A 21,017-nucleotide genomic window follows, 5' to 3' on the forward strand; every position below is an offset into this window, starting at 1 on the left:
CTGGTGGCGATGATGCGGGCTGCGGTGCCGTTGGCGCTGGCGGCGCTGGGGGAGCTGGTGACCGAAAAATCCGGGGTCCTGAACCTCGGGGTTGAAGGAATGATGCTGACCGGGGCGGTGGCGGCTTTTGCGGCGACAGTCTCCACCGGGTCGATGACGTTCGGCCTGCTGGCGGCAGTTCTGGCCGGTATGGCGATGGCACTGCTGTTCGGCTTCCTGACTCTGTATCTGCTGACCAATCAGGTGGCGACAGGTCTGGCGCTGACCATTTTCGGGATCGGGCTGTCGGCTTTTGTCGGGCAGGGTTTCGTCGGTCAGACGGTGGAGCCGATGGCGGCTGTGTCGCTGGGGGCCCTGTCCGGGATTCCCTTCATCGGCAAGCTGGTGTTCGGGCAGGACCCGATGGTGTACCTGACGCTGGCGCTGACCGGCGGTATCTGGTGGTTCTTCGCCCGGGCCCGCGCCGGTCTGGTGGTACGGGCTGTGGGGGAAAGCCCGCATGCAGCCCATGCCATCGGGTATCCGGTCCGCCTGATCCGTCTGGGGGCGGTGCTGTTCGGCGGGGCCTGCTGTGGTCTGGCCGGGGCTTATCTGTCGCTGGTTTATACCCCGATGTGGGTGGAAGGCATGACGGCCGGGCGTGGCTGGATCGCGCTGGCGCTGGTGGTGTTTGCCACCTGGCGGCCGTGGCGGGCGATGCTGGGGGCATGGCTGTTTGGTGGAATCACCATCATTCAGCTGCATGTGCAGGGAATGGGGGTTGATCTGCCCTCTCAGGTGCTGTCGATGCTGCCGTATCTGGCGACGATTGTGGTGCTGGTGCTGATCTCCCGCGACAGCACGCGCATCCGCCTGAATGCCCCGGCCAGTATCGGCAAGGTTTTTCACCCGGAAGGATAAACGGTTTCAGCCGTCCTCCGGGGTGGGTGTGTGGTGTGTTGACTGGTCTTTACCGGCTGATGACCGGCGGGGGAACAAGCCGCCCGCAGGCAGCCCGCAGACAGGAGCGTGAAGCAATGGGTATGTTCAAGGGAACCCGTCTGGCGGCGATTGCTGCCGTGGTGGCGGGCCTGTTCGGTGGCGCTGTCACCGCACAGGCGGCTGATCCGCTGAAGGTCGGCTTTGTGTATGTCGGCCCGGTCGGCGACCTCGGCTGGTCGTATCAGCATGACGTGGGCCGCAAGGCGCTGGAAGCCCACTTTGGCGATAAGATCAAGACTGCCTACGTCGAAGACGTGGCGGAAGGTGCCGATGCCGAACGGGTGATCGCCCAGTTCGGCCAGCAGGGCTATGATCTGGTGTTCACCACCTCGTTCGGGTTCATGAACCCGACCCTGAAGGTCGCCAAGAAGTTCCCGAAGACCAAGTTTGAACACGCCACCGGTTATAAGACTGCCGAGAACATGGGCATCTATGATGCCCGGTTCCATGAAGGCCGTGCGGTGATCGGCACCATTGCCGGTCACATGACCAAGACCAACGTCATCGGCTATATCGGCTCCTTCCCGATTCCGGAAGTGGTGCGTGGTATCAACGCCGTGACTCTGGCGGCCCGGAAGGTCAACCCGAACGTTCAGGTTAAGGTGATCTGGGTCAACTCCTGGTACGATCCGGGCAAGGAGCGTGAAGCCGCCGAGACCCTGATCGCGCAGGGTGCCGACATCATCACCCAGCACACGGACAGCCCGGCTGCGGTGCAGGTCGCCGAAGAAAAGGGCGTCTGGGCTTTCGGTCAGGCCTCTGACATGGCCAAGTTCGGCCCGAAGCGTCTGCTGACCTCGATCATCGATGACTGGTCCGGCTATTACATCGATCGCGTACAGGCGGTGATGGACGGCAAGTGGAAGGCTGACACCACCTGGGGCGGCTTCAAGGCTGGCATGGTCAAGCTTGGCCCGCTGAATCCGGCGATCCCGGCTGATGTGCAGAAGGCGGCGATGGACGTGAAGGCCGGTATCGAAGCCGGGACCCTGAACCCGTTCGCCGGTCCGATCAAGGATCAGGATGGCAAAGAACGCGTCAAGGCCGGTGAGGCCCTGACGGATAAGGATCTGCTGTCGATGGATTGGTACGTCGAAGGCGTGCAGGGCAAGCTGCCGAAGTAACGGACAGCCGCTCTGGCATTGTCAGCCAGACCGGGCGTCGGCCCGGACTGAAAGAACAAAACCCCACGTCCTGATAAGGGGCGTGGGGTTTTTGTCTGCTTGCTGTTCAGAAGGGTACTTCAGTCTCTGAAGACACAAAGCCGCCCGGGTGGGCGGCTTTGTGAAAAAAAAACAGTGTGCGGATGGAAGCGCAGCCGGGGCTGCGCCGTCGTCACGCGTCCGGCGCGGCGGCAGCCGGGGCGGCCACCGGGGCAGAGACAACCTTGAAGCGGCGCGGATCGGTCAGAACCGTACAGCTGTAGGTCCGCGCATCGACCCGGGTCTGAACATTCCGCAGCCGGGCATGGGGCACCCCATGACCGTCGGTATAAAGAAACTCAACTTCCCAAAGCACGCGCGGATTACCCACATCCTGAAAACGCTGCCCAAGCTCAACGGTTTTGCGTGCCATCATATCCTCGATGTCTGACTGCCATATGCACCGGTTGCCCGGTGGCTTCCCCGAAAACATCCCCCCGATGACTAAATATTAAAGGGTTCTGCGGCGCGGGGGGAGAAAAAACTTGAGTCGCGGCGCCTTAGTTTAACCAATCCCGGTCGGTGACGGTGTTATGATCACTGGCCTGATGTGATTCTAAAGGGGTTTTCAGGGTCCGCAGGCGCTGCACTCTGGCCGGAAGATATAAAGTTTAGGGACTAATCCATAGGTCGGCATCCCTTGGGTCGTATGATCAGGGATAATTATGTCGGCAGGCAACTGCCAGCTTGCCAAAAGCCATATCTTTCCTGACTCTGGAGAGATCCACCCTGCCCGTACCAGAGGCCCGGCCTGCCATGCCCTATGTGTTTGAGGAATGCCTGCACGTCAGTGGCAGCTTTGCCGTCTGGCGGGGCTGGCTGCGGGCGGTTGACGGCGGAGAAGACCGCCCGGTGATTCTCAAGCTCCCGGCTGATACCGCCCTGCTGGCGCAGGACGAGGTGGCGACGGCCCCTGAGATGGCAGAGCATCTGTCCCGCCAGTACAATGTCCTGTGCCAGCTGGCCGGGCGCGGGGCGCCGCCGGTTCTGGCGCTGGAGCCATCCTCTTATGGCTGCATTATGCCTAACGGCAGCCCGGTCCGCGGATCTGGGCCGGTTCTGGTCATGGCTGATACCGGGGCGCAGGCCCTTCGTCTGGGGCCGGATGGCAGAGAGGGGGCCGACACCGGCTGGCAGCGGTGGGAAGAGGCTGCGGTCCTGCGTCTGGGGATTGCACTGACCGATGCGGTGATCCGGCTGCATCACTGCGGCCTGATTCTGGGGGTGCTTCATCCTTCACACATTCTGCTTGATCCTGACGGGACGGTCCGTCTGACCGGGCAGGGGTGGGCGATGCCGGTGGGCGAAGTCTGGCAGCGTTTCGGCGATGGCCCGGATGCCTCCTGTCTGGCACCGGAGCTGACCGGTCTTCTGCCGCGCCCTGTTGATCCACGGACTGATTTTTATGCGGTCGGAATCATCCTGTATGCTCTGCTGACCGGGCGTCTGCCGTTTACCGACCACGATCCGCAGGATCTGTTGCATGCCCACCTCGGGCGTCTGCCGGATGCCCCGGATGTGGTGGTGCCGTCCGTTTCAATGCAGACCGGTCAGGTGGTGATGCGCCTGCTGGAAAAAGATCCCGATGGCCGGTTCAGCCGGGGCAGCGACCTGCTGGAGGCGTTACAGAGGTGCCTGTCCGGCCTCAGTCTGCAGTCGGTTCCGGCAGCCCCGGTGTCTGACAGGGCAGCGGGCAGCGGCACATCGCCCAAGGGTAACGGTGCGGCATCGTCCCGTCTGGTTGGCCGGGCCCCTGAGCTGGACAGCCTGCGCGATGCCCTGCTGCACGCGATGAAAGGCCGGGGCTCGCTGCATGTGGTGCGGGGCCCTTCCGGCGGCGGGAAGTCTACGCTGCTTGATGCGGTCGGGGATTGTGATGCGGCGGCATCGGCCCTGCTGGTGCGCGGTGATTTTGACGGTCAGCAGGGGAATGTGCCTTTCGGCGTGCTGATGGCGGCCTTCACCCGGGTTCTCCGCCGGATTCTGTCCGGATCAGAACGGGATCTGATCGCGGTCCGCTCGCGGCTGGAAGCGGCGCTGGACCGTGATGACAGCGGCCCGGTGTGGATGTTGACAGCGGCGATGCCGCCGCTGTCAGTGCTGATCGGGCACCGACAGCCCGTAGTGTCTTCGGGGGCGGATCTGATCGGTGATGCCTTCCGTGCTGTTTTTGTCCGTTTCGTCCGGGCCCTGCTGGATCCCGGTCAGGTGCTGGTTCTGCTGCTTGATGATCTGCACCATGCCGACAGGTCCACGCTGGATCTGCTGTTGTACCTTCTGCAGGAAAATGCCCTGCGCTCGATGGTGTTGATCGCGACTCTGCCGGATGACAGCGGTGATGGGGATAGCCCTGCGATCAGCGCGTTCCTGACAGCGGTCGAGCAGGCGGGGGTGCCGGTCAGAACCCTGTGTCCGCCCCCGCTGACGGTTGCCGATGCCCTGACAGTGCTGGAACAGACGTTTACCCCGGCCTTGGAAAACGGTCTGGCTCTGGCCGATCTCTGTATCCGCCGCACCTTCGGAAATCCTCTGTTCCTGAAGCGGTTCATCGCGATTCTGCATGAACGCCGGGCGCTGCGCTTTGATGGGGGCGCGGCGGTGTGGCGGTGGGATGCGGCGATGATTCCGCACCTTCCGGCCCCGGAGACTCTGGTCGGTTTTCTCTTACAATCCCTGCGGGATATCAGCCCCTTTACCCGGACGACCCTTCAGGCCGCAGCCTGTATCGGCATGGTGTTTGACCCCGAAGAGCTGCGCCGTGTTCTGGATGTGCAGGCTGCGGCGGTCGAGGTGGCGATACAGGAAGCCCTGGCGGTCGGCCTGATCATGCCCCTTGGCGAAGCAGAGGGGGATGTCGGCCCCGAGGCTGGTGACAGGGCGGCGGATCACCGTTATCGGTTTCAGCATGGCCGTATCCGCGAGATGGTTTCTGCCTCTGATGTGCCGGAAAACCGGGTCCGCTGGCATCTGCGGATCGGACGGATCCGTTTGCAGGCACAGGGGGAGGATCTGTCTGGCCCGGCGCTGTTTTCTGCCCTTGACCAGATCAATGCCGGGGCGGGGGAGCTGACGGATCCGGTTGAACGGCAACAGATGGCGTCCCTCAACCTGCGGGCTGCCCGTGCTGCCATCGCTTCGGCCGGGTCCGCGTCCGCCCTGACCTTTGCGCAGGGTGGAATTGCCCTGCTGGAGCCGGATCCGTGGGGGGCGCAGCGGGATCTGGCATTGAGCCTTTTTCTGGCGGCAGCGGAAGCCGCCTATGTCCTGCGTGACTGGGGCCGTCTGGACAGTGTGCTGGATGTGCTGCTGCACCAGCCCCTGACACCGCCCCTGAGTGCGCTTGACGCAGCGCGGGCGATGGAGCTGCGGGTTTTGTCCCTGTCGGCGCGCGGGGAGTCTTCTGCTGCGGTGGATACCGCCTTACAGGGGGCGGCGCGCCTTGGATATCCGGTCCCGTCCCAGACAGGACTGGTGCGTCGGTTTGGCATTTTCTGCCGTCTCCGTCTGACGGAAAAGCTGCTGCTGGCGGCTGAGGCCAGAAAAACCGACGGCAGGAGCACGCCGCAGGCCGAGGCTGCGCTGCGGTTGCTGCTGACAGTGTCGGCGGCCCGTCATATCAGCCGCCCGGATCTGGCCCCGGCTTACGCCCTGCGGGTCACGGCGCTGGCGCTGGAGATCGGAACCCCGCTGCATCTGGGGTATGCCCACGCCATGCTGACGTCGGTCTGTGCCGCGCAGGGGGACCGGGAGCGGGCCTTCCGTCTGGCCAGCCGGGCGCTGGCCCTGTTGCGCGCCGCGCCGCCGGATACCCTGAAAGCGCGGGCGCTTTTGCCGGTCTATTATCTTGGCCTGCACTGGCAGGAGCCGTTGCAGCAGACTCGGCGGGGCCTGCTGGACTGTCACCGTCTGGCGATGGATGGCGGGGATATGGAAACCGCCGGCTATGCCCTTGCCGCAACCCTGGAACAGGGGCTGTTCTGCGGCATACCGTTGCGGGATCTGGTGGCGGACTGTGCCCGTGCTACAGCCTTTCTGCGCCGCTATCCCAATGGGATCGCCGGTGCTTATATCGGTGCGGTCAACCGTCTTCTGTCCCGCCTGACAGAGCCCGGGGGGTTAACCGATATCTCGACCCTGTGGCCCGACAGCCGGGATCAGGCCCGTCATCTGCAGGCGACCGGCATGCCGCTGATGGCATATGGCACCCTGTTGCTGACCGTGATCACCCTGACGGCGGCAGAGATCTTTTCTCAGGCGCTGGAAGCCCTGTCTGCCGCCGATGCACTGGCTGAGCGGGCTGAGGGAACCGTATCCCGTTCGGTTCACGTGTTCTACGGGGCCCTGATCGTGGCGCGCAGTATTGACCGCGCCGGGCGCACCGGCCATGGCCCTTGGCGGCAGCGTCTGCGCCGGGCAATCCGGGATTTTGAACTGTGGACAGCGGAATGCCCGGTCCAGCATCTGCACCGCCTGCTGCTGCTGCGGGCAGAGGAAGCCCGGATCAGTGACGGGCAGGATGCCTCTGACCTTTATGCCCGGGCGCTGCAGGCTGCCCGTGATAATGGCAACATCGGGGAGGAGGTTCTGGTGCTGTGTGCTGCCGCCTCCTTCCATGAGCAGGGGCAGCGCACGGCGGTGGCCGGTATGCTGCGGCGGCAGATTTTTGAGACACTGGACATCTGGGGGGCTGCCGGCCTGTCTGATCTGCTCCGTTCCCGCTGGCGGGAAACCCCGGACAGCCTGTGGCGGGGGATGAGTGCCGGACCGGCGTGGGGGCATGGGGTTCCGGCAGCGGTTCCCCGGCGCAGCAACAGCCAGGCTGATCTGATGGCGGTGGTGCGGGCGGCGCAGGCGATTTCCGGCGAGATTCACCGGCCTGATCTGCTGGAGCGGCTGATGCGGATCACCATGGGGGCGGTGGGGGCGCAGCGCGGGGTTCTGTTGCTGAAAGGCCCGTCCGGATGGCAGATTGAAGCCGATGGAGAGGCCGAGGCAGACCGTTTTCTGGTGCATCGCCTGCAGATACCGGTAACGGAAGACCTGCCCGCAGACTTTCTGCCGTTTTCCCGGGGGATCTTTAATTTCGTCACCCGTTCGGGCGAGACGGTTATTCTGGAGAATGCGGTCCGGGGGGGGGATTTTACCTCTGATCCCTACGTGATGCGGACCCGGCCGCTGTCGATTCTGGCCATGCCCCTGTATCAGCGGGGGGATCTGACCGGTGTGCTGTATCTGGAAAACAATCTGGTCCCCGGCCTGTTCACGGCTGACCGGCTGGAGGTGCTGCGCCTGCTGGCGGCACAGGTGATGGTGTCGCTGGAGAATGCCCAGTTTTATGAAAACATGGCTGCGCTGAACCGCGATCTGGAACGGCAGGTGGAGGAGCGGTCCCGCGAGGCGACCGAAAAGACCCGGCTGCTGGAAGCGACACTCGATAACATGAGTGATGGCCTGATCCTGTTTGATGCCGAAGGCCGGATGATGGTGTGGAACAACCGGGCGATGGAGTTGTTCGGTTTTCCGCCCGCTCTGCGGCGGCGGGGGGTATCGCAGGCGGCGTTGATCTCATCCACCATTGCCTCCGGCGTGCTGTCGGAGCGTCTGGCCGAGATCCTGATGGAGCGGGCGGCGGCAGGGCGCTCGGTCTACCCCGACAAGCTGGCGGCGGAGGTGGAGCTGGCCGGGGATATGCATATACAGGTCCGGCGGCGCTTTATGGCCGATGGCGGTGAAGTCCAGATTTATCTTGATGTCACTGACGAACGCCGCCGGGAGCGGGAGCTGATGCAGGCCCGCCGTGCTGCCGAAACGGCACTGGAAGAGCTGCGCAGCGCACAGGACAGCCTGATTCAGGCTGAGAAAATGGCATCACTGGGCGAACTGGTCGCCGGTGTGGCCCATGAAATCAATACCCCGGTGGGAATTACGCTGACCGCCGCGTCTTTTCTGGCTGAACGCACGCGGGAGCTGAGGTCCGCCCTGAAGGAGGACGCCCTGCGGCGGTCGCAGCTGGCTCATTATGTCGAGCAGGCGGCTGAAACAACGGCGCTGATGGAAACCAACATCCGCCGGGCGGCGGATCTGATCACCAGTTTTAAACAGATTGCCGTTGACCAGAGCAGCGGTGACCGTCGCCAGTTCAATGTCGAGGAATACCTCTGGGAAGTGATCCGCAGCTTTACACCGATGCTGCGGAAAGCGGGGCATACCCTCAGCCTGTCATGTCCGCAGCGGCTGGTGATTGAAAGTTATCCGGGGACATGGTCACAGATTCTGACCAATTTCGTCACCAACTCCATCGACCACGCCTTTCCCGCCGGGCAGCATGGGCGTCTGCGTCTGATGGTCTCAATGCCTCAGCCGGGGTGGGTGGAATTGGTCTACTCTGATGATGGACGGGGAATTCCGGCGGATCTGCGCGGGCGGATTTTCGATCCGTTCTTTACCACCCGCCGGGGCATCGGTGGCAGTGGTTTGGGGCTGCACATCGTGTTTAATCTGGTGACTGGCCTGCTGCACGGCACTGTCAGCGCCGAGGAAAATCCCGGCGGCGGTACCCGGATGACTGTCCGGGTGCCGGTGGTGCTGGTCGAGGAAAAGGGCTGACCACAGCCCTGCGGCGGGTCTCATCCGGGGGATGGCTGTTTGCTGAAGGCAGAAAAAAACCCTGACGACCAAGGTCATCAGGGTTTTTTTGGTAGCGGAGGAGGGATTTGAACCCCCGACCCCAGGATTATGATTCCCGTGCTCTAACCAACTGAGCTACTCCGCCATATCCGGCCCCACCGTGGTGGGAGCGCCCTTATAATCGGTCCCTACTGTGCTGTAAAGACAAAAAATTCATCCAACCAAGGTTTGGCAGGCCAGAAGAAAGATGGACTGTAAAAGCAAAAGGCAGACCCGAAGGTCTGCCTTTTATTTGGTAGCGGAGGAGGGATTTGAACCCCCGACCCCAGGATTATGATTCCCGTGCTCTAACCAACTGAGCTACTCCGCCATACTGGCCCCCACCGTGGTGGGAGCGCCCTTATAATCGTGGGGAAAACCGGTGTCAAGCATCAAAAATGACACCGCTGTGTCACGCGGGATCAGGTCCAGACCAGATCAATCAGTATGGTGCCGACCACCAGCACAAGGCAGGTCAAGGGCAGGCCAAGACGCCAGTAATCCCCGAAGCGGTATCCTCCCGGCCCCATCACCAGCGTATTGCACTGGTGGCCGATCGGGGTCAGAAAGTCACAGGCCGCGCCAACGGCGACCGCCATCAGCACAGCATCAGGATTGATACCGAGCTGGATGGCCAGACTGGCGGCAATCGGCCCCATCACCAGCGCGGTGGCGGCATTGTTCAGGAACGGGGTCAGGGCCATGGCTGTCAGCATCATCAGGCCGATCACCCCGATCGAGGGCAGCATGTGCGAGACCTGCGCCAGCCCCCCGGCGATCAGGTCGGATGCCCCGGTGCCCTGCACGGCGTCAGAGACGGGAATCAGTGCCCCCAGCATCACCACCAGCGACCAGTCCACCGCCTCATAGGCTTCGCGGGCAGAGATTGATCCGGTCACAATCATCGCCACGGCGGTGGCAAAAAAGCCGACGGCGACCGGCACCAGCTCCAGGGCCATTGCGACCATGGCCACCGCCAGAATCAGCAGGGGCAGCAGGGCAGGTTTCCGTTCCAGTGCCAGATTGCGCTGGGCCAGCGGCAGCAGGCCCATGGCCTGCAGGGCCGCGGGCACCGCCTGTTCCGGGCCTTCAATCATCAGCACGTCGCCGACCTGAAATTCCAGTTGCCGCAGCCGTGCCACCAGATGCCGCCCGGCCCGGCTGACGGCAAGAACGTTGACCCCGAAGCGGGAGCGGATGTGAATCCGTTCCTGATTGGTGCCGACCAGCACCGAATTCGGGCTGATCACCGCTTCCTGCAGAACGAAGGAGGATTTAGCCGACCGCCCTTCCGCCTGCTCCAGCAGGGTCAGTCCGGCATTGGCGAGGAACGATTTCAGCGCGACCGGATCACCTTCCAGAACGACGATGTCGCCTTCTGAAAACTCCCAGTGTTCCCCCGGAATATAGCGTTGCCCCTGATCGCGGATGATCGCGGCAACGGTAATCGCCCCTTCAGAGAACAGCCGCTCAATATCAGAGACGGTGCTGCCGATCAGGGCAGACCCGGGCTGAATCTGCACTTCGGCCAGATAATCCTCAATCTGAAACTGATCCTCTGCCGAGACGCGGGCCTGCCGTTCCTTGGGCAAAAGGCGCCAGCCGAAGGTCAGGAACACCACGCCAAGAACCGCAATGCCCAGCCCGACCGGAGCATAGTCAAACATTGAAAACGGCTGGCCGGTCACCTCACCGCGGATGCGCGACACCACAATGTTGGGGGATGTGCCGATCAGGGTGATCAGGCCGCCGATCAGCGACCCGAATGCCAGAGGCATCAGCAGCAACGAGGGGGAAAAGCCGGCCCGCCGCGACAGACGCAGTGCGACCGGAATGAACAGGGCCAGCGCCCCGATATTTTTCATGAATGCAGACAGGAACGTCACAGCACCGACCAGTACGGCGGCCTGCGTATCCGGTTTGGTCAGGCGGCTTTGCAGGGGGCGGGTCAACCGCTCGACGATACCTGAGCGCGCCAGAGCGGTGCTGACCACCAGCGCCGATGCCATCACGATCACCACCTGATCAGCAAAGCCGGTGAAGGCTGCTTTCATCGGCACAATGCCGGTGGCAAGACCGGCCAGCAGAGACAGCATCGCCACCACGTCATATCGCAGGCGATCCCAGATAAACAGGCCGATGGTGATGGCCAGGACGGCCAGTGCCAGCCCCTGATTCAGCGTCATCCGGTTCCCCCCAGCAAAAGCATTTTCCGACTCAGTGGAGACCGGCCAATCGGAAAAGGCTCTTTGTGTCAGAGACAGAGCGTTTCCAGCGGCAAAACCGGCATCCACTTTTGCTGAAAGCGCTCTACAGGTTGTTTCCCCACCCCTGCGGGTACGTCATAACCGGCTTAACGCATCAAAGCCCCCCTTGGCAAATGAAACCATAAGGCCAGCCTATGGAGGGCTTTGATAAAACTGATACCAGAAGCCTCATATTTTATGCGGGATTGCGCCAGTTTACCGCTTGGGGATCCACAGGGATGCCCGGTCAGCCAGCTGGCCGCCTTTCTGGCCCTTCAGCCATGGGTTCAGGGCGATCACCACATCCGGGGTGGTGCCTTCGCGTTTGGCGAAGGTGGCGACGGTATCGCCTTCCCGCGCCATGCCGCGCATGATGGGAAAATCGACCCGCCCACCGACCGGCACGGCGGCATAGCTGTTATCCAGCTTTTTCGCCAGATCGGCTTTTTCTTTTTCGGTCACCGCCAGCTGGGTGGCACGCTCGCTCAGGCTGACCTCGGCGGCGGCGATCTGCTGCCGGGCCTGATCCAGTTCAGCCTCCAGCGCCGTGATCCGGGCGTTGCGGTCACGCAGATCCAGCGCAACCTTGGTCCCGCCGCCGATCAGGACGGTCAGGGTGGCAAACAGGCTGACCAGCAGCAGCCGGGTACCACGGGCCATGCGGGAAGAAGAGAGGGACATGATCACAACCGTCGACGATAGAAAGGGCGGGGGAGAGAGGCGGGGCCGGTTTTGCCGCATCAGGCGGTCTGTCAGACAGAAACCGGGCCAACAGGCGGATCATGGTGTGCCCGGATACCCCTTGCAAGTGTTCTTCTCGCTGCTGCGGTATTTTCCGGCGCAACAGAAAAGGGCCCCGTCAGGGACCCTTTCCGTTACGTCGTGCGGTCAAAGGTTTCAGAAGGCTTCCACCGGCAGGGCCATCACGGCTTCACCCCCGGCGAGTACCTCCGCCTCCAGCGCCGCAGTCTGCGGCAGCAGATGACGGATGAAGTAGCGGGCAACCACCTGCTTTTCCTGCACATACAGCGGGTCAGAGTCTGCCTTGGCGGCTTCAGCGGCCTGCAGCAGCAGGCAGCCGCCGACGGTCAGTGCCGCAAGGCGGGAGAACGGTACCGAGGCAGCATAGGCATCGGCGGGGGCCGCAGCGGTGATGAAGGCCGCAGTGCGTTCCACCCGGTCAAGGGCAGCGTTCAGGTCTGCCGACAGGCTGGCGTCAGCCCCGGTCAGTCCGGCCCGCAGGTCGGCCACCAGCGCCAGCAGTTCCGCGCCCTTATCCTTCTGGACCTTGCGACCGACGAAGTCAGCGGCCTGAATGCCGTTGGTGCCTTCATAGATCGGGGCAATGCGGGCATCGCGGTAGAACTGGGCAGCCCCGGTTTCCTCGATGAAGCCCATACCGCCGAAGACCTGCACCCCTTCGCTGGCGACAGTGACCCCGACCTCGGTGCCCCACAGCTTGACCAGCGGGGTCAGCAGGGCAACCCGGTTGGCGGCACGGGCCGCGACCTCAGGATCCGCAGCCTTGATCGACACGTCCATGGTGGCAATGGCGGTGTAGGTCAGCAGGCGGGCGGCCTGCACCTGCGCCTTCATGCTGACCAGCATGCGCCGCACGTCGGGATGGTTGATGATCGGCGCACCGCCGGAGAAGCTGCCGACCACCGGACGCGACTGAATCCGTTCCTTGGCGTAGGAGACAGCGTGCTGGGTGGCCCGTTCCGCCACCGCATAGCCCTGCAGGCCAACGTTCAGGCGGGCGTTGTTCATCATGGTGAACATATAGGCGAGGCCCTTGTTTTCCTCGCCGACCAGATAGCCGATGGCACCGTCTTTTTCGCCGAAGCTCATCACCGCGGTCGGGCTGGCATGGATGCCCAGCTTGTGTTCAAGGCTGGCGCAGACCACATCGTTGCGGGCACCAAGGCTGCCGTCAGCATTGACCAGCACCTTCGGCACGATGAACAGCGAGATGCCCTTCACCCCTTCCGGCGCGTCCGGCAGGCGGGCCAGCACCATGTGGATGATGTTGTCGGTCAGATCATGGTCACCATAGGTGATGAAGATCTTGGTGCCGGTGATGCGGTAATGGTCCCCGTCGCGGACCGCGCGGGTCTTGACCTGCGACAGGTCAGATCCGGCCTGCGGCTCGGTCAGGTTCATGGTGCCGGTCCACTCGCCGGAGATCATCTTCGGCAGGTACAGGGCTTTTTGCTCTTCCGAGCCATGTTCGGTCAGCAGATCGACGGCGCCCTGATTGAGCATCGGGCACAGACCGAAGGCCATGTTGGCGGACTGCCAGATTTCCTGCACGGCGGCGGCGACCAGCCACGGCAGGCCCTGCCCGCCGTAATCGGGCGAAAACGGCAGGGCATTCCAGCCGCCTTCAAGGTATTGGTTGGTATAAAAGTCCTTCAGCGGCGGATGCACGCTGACCACGCCGTTGTCCAGCTTAACGCCAAAGCTGTCGCTGTCCTTGTTCAGGGGGGCCAGTTCCTGCGCACCCAGACGCCCGGCTTCCTCCAGAACCGCCGAGATCAGGTCGCCGGTGGCTTCCTCATAGCCGGGCAGGGCGGCGACGGTCTCCAGACCGGCAATCTGCATGGCAAGCTGAATATCTTTTAATGGGGCGGCGTAGGTCGCCATGGTGTTTCCTCCAGGACGGGTGTGGCGCAAGAGTCAGGTCCAGCACGTTTAAGTGCTCTTTAACCTGCCTCCACAGTGCGGGAATATGCTGCATCGCGCAAGTGACATTGCCGTAGTCCGGGCAGGTGTATTCCGCATAGGTCGCCGGGAAGACAGACGCGCCGCCCGATGGGGATCAGGCGGCGCGCACCGGGTGAGGCCGGGCAGGCAGGCCCGGCGGGGTCAGTCGTAGCGCAGCGCGCCGGTCTTGCCCCAGAACACCCGATAGGAAAACAGGGAATAGAGGATGATCACCGGAAGAATCGGGGCTGCCACCACCAGAATAGCGATCAGGGCTTCCGGCGAGCTGGCGGCCTGCCAGACCGTCATCTTTCCGGGGACGATCCACGGGAAAAAGCTGTAGGCAATGCCCAGAAACCCGAGACCGATGATGCCGGTGGTCAGGGCAAAAGGCAGCCAGCACCAGCGGTCATCCTGACGGGGCAGGCGGGACAGCAGCAGAAACAGACCGATACAGAGGCCCGCCGCCATCAGCGGCACCGGGGCCAGCAGCAGAAATTCCGGCAGGCTGAACCAGCGTGCAGCGACCATCGGGTTGACCAGCGGCGTCACCACCGAGACCGCCCCCAGCCCCAGCGCGCTGAGAATCAGCGCCGGGCGGGCCCAGCGCAGGGCCCGCTGCTGCAGCGCCCCGTCGGCCTTCAGGATCAGCCACCCGGCCCCCAGCAGGGCGTAGGCCGCCAGCAGACAGACAGCAGTCAGGGCAGAGAACAGCTCTGACCGCAGGGAGCCATCCAGCCCGGTGATGAACCGCCCGAGCATATAGCCCTGCGCCAGAGTGGCGGCAATCGACCCCACCGCGAACAGGCGGTTCCAGCGCTGTTTGTGTCCGGCGCGGGCCTTGGTCCGGAAATCAAAGGCCACGCCGCGCAGGATCAGGCCGATCAGCAGCACCAGAACCGGCAGGTACAGGGTGCCGAGAATAGCCCCCTGTGCCATCGGAAAAGCCACCAGAAGCAGGCCGACCGCCAGCACCAGCCACGTTTCATTGGCATCCCAGAACGGGCCGATGGCGGCGATCATCACATCTTTCTCAGTCTCCGGTGCCAACCCGAGCAGAATGCCGATGCCAAGGTCATAACCGTCAAGGATCACATAGGCCAGGACTGCCACCGCCATCAGAGCGGTAAAAATCAGTGGCAGGGTGTGGGCGTTGAGAAGGCTATCCATCATCAGATCCTCCGTCCGGTTATTCCGCCGGCAGCGGCGCAAGGGTGGGGGAGGGGGGTGCATCCGGCTTTGCGGCTTTTCCGGCCAGATGGAACAGTGTGCCGATATAGGCCACCAGCAACCCGGCATAGGTCAGCAGATACACCGCCAGACTGATGCCGATATGCGCGGGGGGCACGGCTGAGGCGGCATCGGCGGTCCGCAGCACCCCGGTGACCAGCCACGGCTGGCGGCCGATTTCGGTGACGTACCAGCCTGCCAGCGTGGCAACCCAGCCGGAGAAGGTCATGCCAACCAGAATCTTAGCCATGACCCCGGACAGATCGCCGCGACGGCGGCGCAGATGCCACAGGGCCGCCCAGGACACCAGAAGCATCGCCATGCCGGTGCCGACCATCACCCGGAAGGACCAGAACACCGGGGCCACCGGCGGGTGATTGCCGACGTAATCATTCAGGCCGGGGACGACGCCGTCAGGATCATGCTTCAGGATCAGGCTGGCGACTCCGGGCAGGCCGATCTCAAAGCGGTTGCTGCGGGTGGTCTCGTCGGGCAGGGCAAACAGCAGCAGGGGGACTTTGGCCCCGGTTTCCCAGTTGCCTTCCATCGCCGCCACTTTCTGCGGCTGATGTTCCAGTGTGTTCAGGCCATGCATGTCTCCGGCGACAATCTGTACCGGCATCAGTACCGCCCCCATCACCAGCCCGGTCTTCAGGGCGGTCCGCACTGCGGCGGAGCGGTCACCCTTCAGCCAGCGCCATGCCGACAGTCCGGCGAGCAGGAAGGCACCGGTCAGGAAACTGGCCAGCAGCATGTGGGCCAGCCGGTAGGGGAAGGACGGATTGAAAATAACCTGCATCCAGTCTGCCACATGGGCGACGCCATCACGGATCTCATGCCCCTGCGGGGTTTGCATCCAGGAATTGGCCGACAGAATCCAGAACGCCGACAGGAAAGTACCGACCGCCACCACGGCGGTGGCCAGCGTATGCAGCCATGACGGCACTTTTGAGCGCCCGAACAGCATGATACCGAGAAAGGCGGCTTCCAGAAAAAAGGCGGTCAGAATTTCGTATGACAGCAGGGGGCCGACGACATTGCCGACCCGTTCCATGAAGCCCGGCCAGTTGGTGCCGAACTGGAACGACATGGTGATGCCCGAGACCACGCCAAGGGCAAAGGACAGGGCAAACACCTTGACCCAAAAGCTGTAACAGTCGATCCAGCGGCTTTCCCCGGTGCGGCTGTACTGCACCTTGAAAAACAGCAGCACCCACGCCAGCGCGATGGTGATGGTCGGAAACAGGATGTGAAAGGAGATATTCGCCGCGAACTGGATCCGGGCGAGGACAAGGGCGTCCATAGATGATCCCTCCGGAGAGGGCGAGGCGTCGGATTATGACCCCGAAGGAGGTCTGCGTCTGTCCGTCGTGTCGCCGCTATCGGCCGGGGCGGCGGGAACGGACCTGCCTGTCCGTTCCGGGCCACCGCCGGTCAGCCAATCTTTCACCTCGAAGATCTTCTGGACCTTCGCCCCCAGTGAAAGCAGTTGTGCCAGCCGCGATGGCTCGATGCGGTGGATGTCATCGTACCAGCGGGTCAGCAGTTCAATCAGGTCATGCATATCCTGCATGCGGGTCTGGGCATGGCGTTCCGCGTCAGAAGACGGGGTCTGCATCAGCACTTCCCGCAGCATGGTCAGGGTCGGGTCCACCTCGCGCTTCTTCCGTTCCTCAGCCAGCGTCCGCAGGATTTCCCACAGGTCGCCGGGGGTGGTGAAGTAATCGCGCCGGTCATCGGGCAGGTGCTGCAGGCGCACCAGATTCCAGGCCTGCAGTTCCTTCAGGCCCATGCTGACATTTGACCGCGAGAACCCAAGCTGCTGAACGATCTGTTCGGCATTCAGGGGATCAGGGGACAGAAACAGCAGGGCGTAGATCTGCCCGACGGTCCGGTTGATGCCCCACCGGCTGCCCATTTCCCCAAAGTGGAGCACAAAGGTCTGGATCAGCGGTGGCAGGTTCATCGGTATGTTCCGTAATTTCAGAAATTTGTGAAATTATAGAAATTCCAGAAAATCATTCAACCATAGAAATTTTATGGATGAATAGCCTCTCTGATGAAAGGGGGGTGGAGCGGGAAGGATTTGACCTATAGTCTAGAAAAGGCAGTTCACAGAGTTTCGGAGCCTATAGACCATGACCGAGCTGCAGGCCCACACCGGGGCCCGTCCTTGCGGTGGCCGCTGCGGCAGTAAGCCGCCTTTTGATTTTACCATGGCGTTCCAGCCGGTTGTTGATGTCCGGGAACGGCGGATCTATGCCTACGAGGCACTGGTCCGCGGGCCGGCCGGGGAAGGCGCGGGTACTGTTCTCGCTCAGGTCACCGACGAAAACCGTTACGCCTTTGATCAGGCCTGCCGGGTCCGGGCGATTGAGCTGGCGGCCCGGCTGGGGCTGGACCGACGGCTGAACATCAATTTTTTGCCCAATGCTGTCTATCATCCCGAAGCCTGCCTGCAGGTGACGCTGGCGGCAGCGGCTGAGCATGGCTTCCCGCGGGATCTGATCACCTTCGAATTCACTGAAGATGAGCACATCATCGACCGGCGCCATCTGCGCAGTATTGTCGATACCTACCGGCGTCACGGGTTTATGACCGCGCTTGATGATTTCGGGGCTGGCTATGCCGGGCTGTCTCTGCTGGCTGATTTTCAGACCGATGTTCTGAAGATTGACCGGATGCTGATCACCGGTATTCAGGCTGATCCATCCCGGCAGGCCGTGGTCGCCGGGGTGCTGCTGATTGCAGAGCGGCTTGGAATGTCGGTGGTTGCCGAAGGGGTGGAGACTGCAGAAGAAGCCTGTCATCTGCTGGGCATGGGGGTCCACCGCTTTCAGGGCTTCTTTTTTGCCCGTCCGCAGATTGAAACACTGTGTCCGGATTCGGCCATTCAATGGGATCTGGTCTGCCGCTGAAGTCAGGGCCGATCTGAAGAAAAAACCCCCGGAGCAGAGCCCCGGGGGTTTTTCTTTCAGCAGTCAGGCTGCGCTCAGGCGCTGCCCGCCTCTTCGCCTCGGGCGGTCTCGGAATAGATCATCAGCGGCTTGGCCCGCAGTTCAGCGGATTCGGCATTGACGACCACTTCCTCAACACCTTCCATGCCCGGCAGATCGAACATGGTGTCGAGCAGAATGCCTTCCATGATCGACCGCAGGCCACGGGCACCGGTCTTACGGGCAATCGCCTTCTTGGCGACGGTCCGCAGGGCTTCCTCATGGAAGGACAGCTTGGTGTTTTCCATCTCGAACAGGCGCTGATACTGCTTTACCAGCGCATTTTTCGGCTCGGTCAGAATCTGGATCAGGGCGGCTTCGTCCAGATCGTCCAGGGTGGCAACCACCGGCAGACGGCCGACGAATTCCGGGATCAGGCCGTATTTCAGCAGATCTTCCGGCTCCACTTCCCGCAGCAGCTCACCGGTGCGGCGCTGTTCGGGGTCACGCACATCGGCACCGAAGCCGATGGAGCTGCCCTTGCCGCGCTGGCCGATGATGCGGTCCAGACCGGCGAACGCCCCGCCGACGATGAACAGGATGTTGGTGGTGTCAACTTGCAGGAATTCCTGCTGCGGATGCTTACGCCCGCCCTGCGGCGGCACAGAGGCAACGGTGCCTTCCATGATCTTCAGCAGGGCCTGCTGCACGCCTTCACCGGACACGTCGCGGGTGATCGACGGATTGTCAGACTTGCGGCTGATCTTGTCGATTTCGTCGATGTAGACGATGCCGCGCTGGGCGCGTTCGACATTGTAGTCGGCGGCCTGCAGCAGCTTGAGGATGATGTTCTCGACATCTTCCCCGACGTAGCCCGCTTCGGTCAGGGTGGTGGCATCAGCCATGGTGAACGGCACGTCAAGGATGCGGGCCAGTGTCTGGGCCAGCAGGGTCTTGCCGCAGCCGGTCGGGCCGACCAGCAGGATGTTGGACTTGGCAATCTCCACCTCATTGCCCTTGGCCCCCATGGCCGACAGGCGCTTGTAGTGGTTATGCACCGCGACCGACAGCACCCGCTTGGCGTGGCTCTGGCCGATCACATAATCATCCAGAACCTTCATGATGTCGCGCGGAGAAGGCACGCCGTCCCGCGTTTTCACCAGATGGGTTTTGTGTTCCTCACGGATGATGTCCATGCACAGCTCGACGCATTCATCGCAGATGAAAACCGTCGGTCCGGCAATCAGCTTACGCACTTCGTGCTGGCTCTTGCCGCAGAACGAGCAATACAGGGTGTTCTTGGAATCGCCGCCGGAGGACTTGCTCATTGTATCTCCACTCCATGCAACGACAGGCCGGAGGGGAGCGGGAAGATCCCCACAGAACCGGCTGCCGCCGCCAGGACAAAGTCTTGCCACGAAGTCGTAGCTTTCCCGCCATGTTAGCCGCTCCTGCGAGCGGGGCACAATCCCTAAATCATCGGCTTTTTCGCCCTCCTGCCGTTATATCGCCCGATTGTCGATATTCTGACGCACGAACGGGCCTGAAGACAGGAAGAAGCTTGACGATCCTGACCTCTCTGATTTAGGCCTGTGGTGGGCTTTCGCCAAGCCTTCCTGTCTGCGAAAAGGGCTCTGCCCACCGTCTTTGACGCATTTTTCGGATTTCCTCGCCTGTCAGGCAGACGCAGGCTGATCTCGACAGAGGGAATCCCATGTCTACACCTATCTCTGACCATGATAATACGGCTCCGCTGGCCGATGGATCTCTGAATCTGGAGTATTTGCGCAAGGCTGCCCGCCGTCTGCTGAAGGCGGTCAGGGCAGAAGAGCCGGACGCCATCCGCCGGGCTGTTACCGTACATCCCGCCTGCCCGCCAGAGGGCGCGCAGCTGGCCGATGCTTTGCTGGTGATCGCCCGCGAGAACGGTTTTTCCAGCTGGCCGAAGCTGCGTCATTATGTCAGCCGTCAGACGTTTCTGCGGCAGCAGATTGCTGCCGGTTCTGTCCGGCAGCCGGACACGGCGGAGACAGTACATCTCCGTTGCGGCAGTGATATCCGCCAGGCATTGCAGACTGCCGGTTTCCGGGGCCGGTTCGTCGAATTCTCCGACCCGTTCTGTCATGGTCCGGTTTCTGCCGGGGCTGATCTGCCCCTTCTGCGCCGGGCTTATCTGCAGGGGGCCTATGGCCTTGATCCGGCCGATGCCGCAGCGCGGGTTGCCCGGTCCTACAGTGACCTGACGGCCGTTCTGGCAGGGGAGGGCGGCCCGGTGGTGCTGTGGTTTGAGCACGACGCGTATGACCAGCTGATACTGGCTTATCTGCTGTGGCGCCTGTCGATGGCCCCGCCCCGCCGTATCATGGAGTTGGTCTGTGTCGATGCCGTCCCCGGGGTCGGGCAGTTTGTCGGACTGGGGCAACTGAACCCTGAGAGTTTGCTGATGCTGTGGGAGGCCCGGCGGCGCCCGGTGCTGGCGCAGGATATTGCGGCGGGGGCCGCCGTCTGGCAGGCCTATGCCAGCGGAAACGTGATGGAGTTGATGCGTCTGGCCGCCGATGGCCTTGCCGCCCTTCCGCCGATGGCCGGGGCGGTTGCCCGGCATGTGCAGGAACTTCCTTCGGTTCTCTCCGGCCTCAGTCTGACCCAACATCTGACGCTGACGCTATTGGCCGATGCGGGGCCAGAGGGGATGACTGCCGCCGGGCTGTTCCGCCGGCTTCTCCGGCAGGTTGAGCCGCTGCCGTGGCTGGGGGATATGATGTACTGGCGGGAGCTGGCGGACCTGCTGGCGGCGGACCCGTCGGTGATGATCTGCCCTGACGGAGCGGCGCGGTGGCCGGAACGCCGTCTGTTTCTGACGCCCGCCGGGGCTGAGGTTCTGGCGGGACGGATGGACTACATGGCCATCACCGCCGCCCGGCGCTGGTTCGGCCCGCTGGTGATCGGGCCGGGGTATGACGGTCCCCGCTGGGATCCGCAGGCGCGGCGGGTGGTGCCGGGCCTGCAGGGATAAAAGCAAAGGGGGAGGCCGTTGTGGTCTCCCCCCT

Annotated in this window: 13 protein-coding genes and 2 tRNA genes; 5 read left to right on the top strand and 10 right to left on the bottom strand. The window is 62.8% G+C overall.

Annotated elements, in window-relative coordinates; genetic code table 11:
* Positions 1-9 precede the first annotated feature (9 nt).
* Both G365_RS0105970 and G365_RS0105975 read left to right on the top strand, forming a co-directional pair.
* Positions 10-900, top strand: coding sequence for an ABC transporter permease (locus tag G365_RS0105970; protein WP_051089856.1), 891 nt, complete (start codon positions 10-12; stop codon positions 898-900).
* A 116-nt stretch (positions 901-1,016) separates the two neighbouring features.
* Positions 1,017-2,105 (top strand): BMP family ABC transporter substrate-binding protein, encoded by a 1,089-nt coding sequence (locus tag G365_RS0105975; protein ID WP_019644598.1) that lies wholly within the window; start codon positions 1,017-1,019, stop codon positions 2,103-2,105.
* A gap of 211 nt (positions 2,106-2,316) precedes the next feature.
* On the opposite strand, the gene G365_RS20540 is transcribed toward G365_RS0105975, so the two are convergent.
* A complete protein-coding gene (locus G365_RS20540) occupies positions 2,317-2,559 on the bottom strand; it encodes a hypothetical protein (protein ID WP_155976151.1) in 243 nt (80 codons plus the stop codon).
* 380 nt (positions 2,560-2,939) lie between these two features.
* On the opposite strand from G365_RS20540, the gene G365_RS0105985 reads away from it, so the two are divergent.
* Positions 2,940-8,789, top strand: a complete 5,850-nt coding sequence (locus G365_RS0105985; RefSeq protein ID WP_019644600.1) for an ATP-binding protein — start codon at positions 2,940-2,942, stop codon at positions 8,787-8,789.
* An 89-nt stretch (positions 8,790-8,878) separates the two neighbouring features.
* Here G365_RS0105985 and G365_RS0105990 read toward each other — a convergent pair.
* From G365_RS0105990 to G365_RS0106025, 8 genes are all read right to left on the bottom strand, one after another.
* A tRNA-Met gene (locus G365_RS0105990) sits at positions 8,879-8,955 on the bottom strand.
* 148 nt (positions 8,956-9,103) lie between these two features.
* A tRNA-Met gene (locus G365_RS0105995) sits at positions 9,104-9,180 on the bottom strand.
* Between the two features lie 91 nt (positions 9,181-9,271).
* The gene (locus G365_RS0106000; protein WP_019644601.1) at positions 9,272-11,035 is read right to left on the bottom strand and encodes an SLC13 family permease; all 1,764 of its coding nucleotides are present in this window, start codon (positions 11,033-11,035) and stop codon (positions 9,272-9,274) included.
* Positions 11,036-11,311: 276 nt separating this feature from the next.
* The gene (locus tag G365_RS0106005) at positions 11,312-11,776 is read right to left on the bottom strand and encodes a hypothetical protein (RefSeq protein WP_155976152.1); all 465 of its coding nucleotides are present in this window, start codon (positions 11,774-11,776) and stop codon (positions 11,312-11,314) included.
* A 216-nt stretch (positions 11,777-11,992) separates the two neighbouring features.
* Complete coding sequence (locus tag G365_RS0106010) at positions 11,993-13,741, bottom strand: acyl-CoA dehydrogenase (RefSeq protein ID WP_019644603.1); 1,749 nt, start codon at positions 13,739-13,741, stop codon at positions 11,993-11,995.
* Between the two features lie 222 nt (positions 13,742-13,963).
* Positions 13,964-14,974, bottom strand: a complete 1,011-nt coding sequence (locus G365_RS0106015) for a cytochrome d ubiquinol oxidase subunit II (protein ID WP_019644604.1) — start codon at positions 14,972-14,974, stop codon at positions 13,964-13,966.
* A gap of 16 nt (positions 14,975-14,990) precedes the next feature.
* Positions 14,991-16,334 (bottom strand): cytochrome ubiquinol oxidase subunit I, encoded by a 1,344-nt coding sequence (locus G365_RS0106020; RefSeq protein ID WP_019644605.1) that lies wholly within the window; start codon positions 16,332-16,334, stop codon positions 14,991-14,993.
* Positions 16,335-16,367: 33 nt separating this feature from the next.
* Positions 16,368-16,997, bottom strand: a complete 630-nt coding sequence (locus tag G365_RS0106025) for a GbsR/MarR family transcriptional regulator (RefSeq protein ID WP_019644606.1) — start codon at positions 16,995-16,997, stop codon at positions 16,368-16,370.
* 172 nt (positions 16,998-17,169) lie between these two features.
* Here G365_RS0106025 and G365_RS0106030 point away from each other — a divergent pair, with 172 nt between their 5' ends.
* The gene (locus G365_RS0106030; protein ID WP_019644607.1) at positions 17,170-17,949 is read left to right on the top strand and encodes an EAL domain-containing protein; all 780 of its coding nucleotides are present in this window, start codon (positions 17,170-17,172) and stop codon (positions 17,947-17,949) included.
* Positions 17,950-18,023: 74 nt separating this feature from the next.
* Here the strand turns inward: G365_RS0106030 and clpX are convergent, their stop codons facing one another.
* Complete coding sequence (gene clpX / locus G365_RS0106035) at positions 18,024-19,295, bottom strand: ATP-dependent Clp protease ATP-binding subunit ClpX (protein WP_019644608.1); 1,272 nt, start codon at positions 19,293-19,295, stop codon at positions 18,024-18,026.
* Between the two features lie 386 nt (positions 19,296-19,681).
* Here clpX and G365_RS20545 point away from each other — a divergent pair, with 386 nt between their 5' ends.
* Positions 19,682-20,983: a DUF1835 domain-containing protein gene (locus G365_RS20545; protein WP_019644609.1), complete on the top strand. Its 1,302-nt coding sequence runs from the start codon at positions 19,682-19,684 to the stop codon at positions 20,981-20,983.
* Positions 20,984-21,017: the final 34 nt, after the last annotated feature.

The organism is Novispirillum itersonii subsp. itersonii ATCC 12639 (assembly GCF_000381985.1).
In the GTDB taxonomy this organism is placed as follows: Bacteria; Pseudomonadota; Alphaproteobacteria; order Rhodospirillales; family Rhodospirillaceae; genus Novispirillum; species Novispirillum itersonii.

What these genes read in the sequence shown, in the direction of transcription:
- G365_RS0105970 (WP_051089856.1), top strand. Translation starts at nt 10, where the DNA reads ATGATGCGGGCTGCGGTGCCGTTGGCGCTGGCGGCGCTGGGGGAGCTG.
- G365_RS0105975 (WP_019644598.1), top strand. Translation starts at nt 1,017, where the DNA reads ATGGGTATGTTCAAGGGAACCCGTCTGGCGGCGATTGCTGCCGTGGTG.
- G365_RS20540 (WP_155976151.1), bottom strand. Translation starts at nt 2,559, where the DNA reads ATGATGGCACGCAAAACCGTTGAGCTTGGGCAGCGTTTTCAGGATGTG.
- G365_RS0105985 (WP_019644600.1), top strand. Translation starts at nt 2,940, where the DNA reads ATGCCCTATGTGTTTGAGGAATGCCTGCACGTCAGTGGCAGCTTTGCC.
- G365_RS0106000 (WP_019644601.1), bottom strand. Translation starts at nt 11,035, where the DNA reads ATGACGCTGAATCAGGGGCTGGCACTGGCCGTCCTGGCCATCACCATC.
- G365_RS0106005 (WP_155976152.1), bottom strand. Translation starts at nt 11,776, where the DNA reads ATGTCCCTCTCTTCTTCCCGCATGGCCCGTGGTACCCGGCTGCTGCTG.
- G365_RS0106010 (WP_019644603.1), bottom strand. Translation starts at nt 13,741, where the DNA reads ATGGCGACCTACGCCGCCCCATTAAAAGATATTCAGCTTGCCATGCAG.
- G365_RS0106015 (WP_019644604.1), bottom strand. Translation starts at nt 14,974, where the DNA reads ATGATGGATAGCCTTCTCAACGCCCACACCCTGCCACTGATTTTTACC.
- G365_RS0106020 (WP_019644605.1), bottom strand. Translation starts at nt 16,334, where the DNA reads ATGGACGCCCTTGTCCTCGCCCGGATCCAGTTCGCGGCGAATATCTCC.
- G365_RS0106025 (WP_019644606.1), bottom strand. Translation starts at nt 16,997, where the DNA reads ATGAACCTGCCACCGCTGATCCAGACCTTTGTGCTCCACTTTGGGGAA.
- G365_RS0106030 (WP_019644607.1), top strand. Translation starts at nt 17,170, where the DNA reads ATGACCGAGCTGCAGGCCCACACCGGGGCCCGTCCTTGCGGTGGCCGC.
- clpX (WP_019644608.1), bottom strand. Translation starts at nt 19,295, where the DNA reads ATGAGCAAGTCCTCCGGCGGCGATTCCAAGAACACCCTGTATTGCTCG.
- G365_RS20545 (WP_019644609.1), top strand. Translation starts at nt 19,682, where the DNA reads ATGTCTACACCTATCTCTGACCATGATAATACGGCTCCGCTGGCCGAT.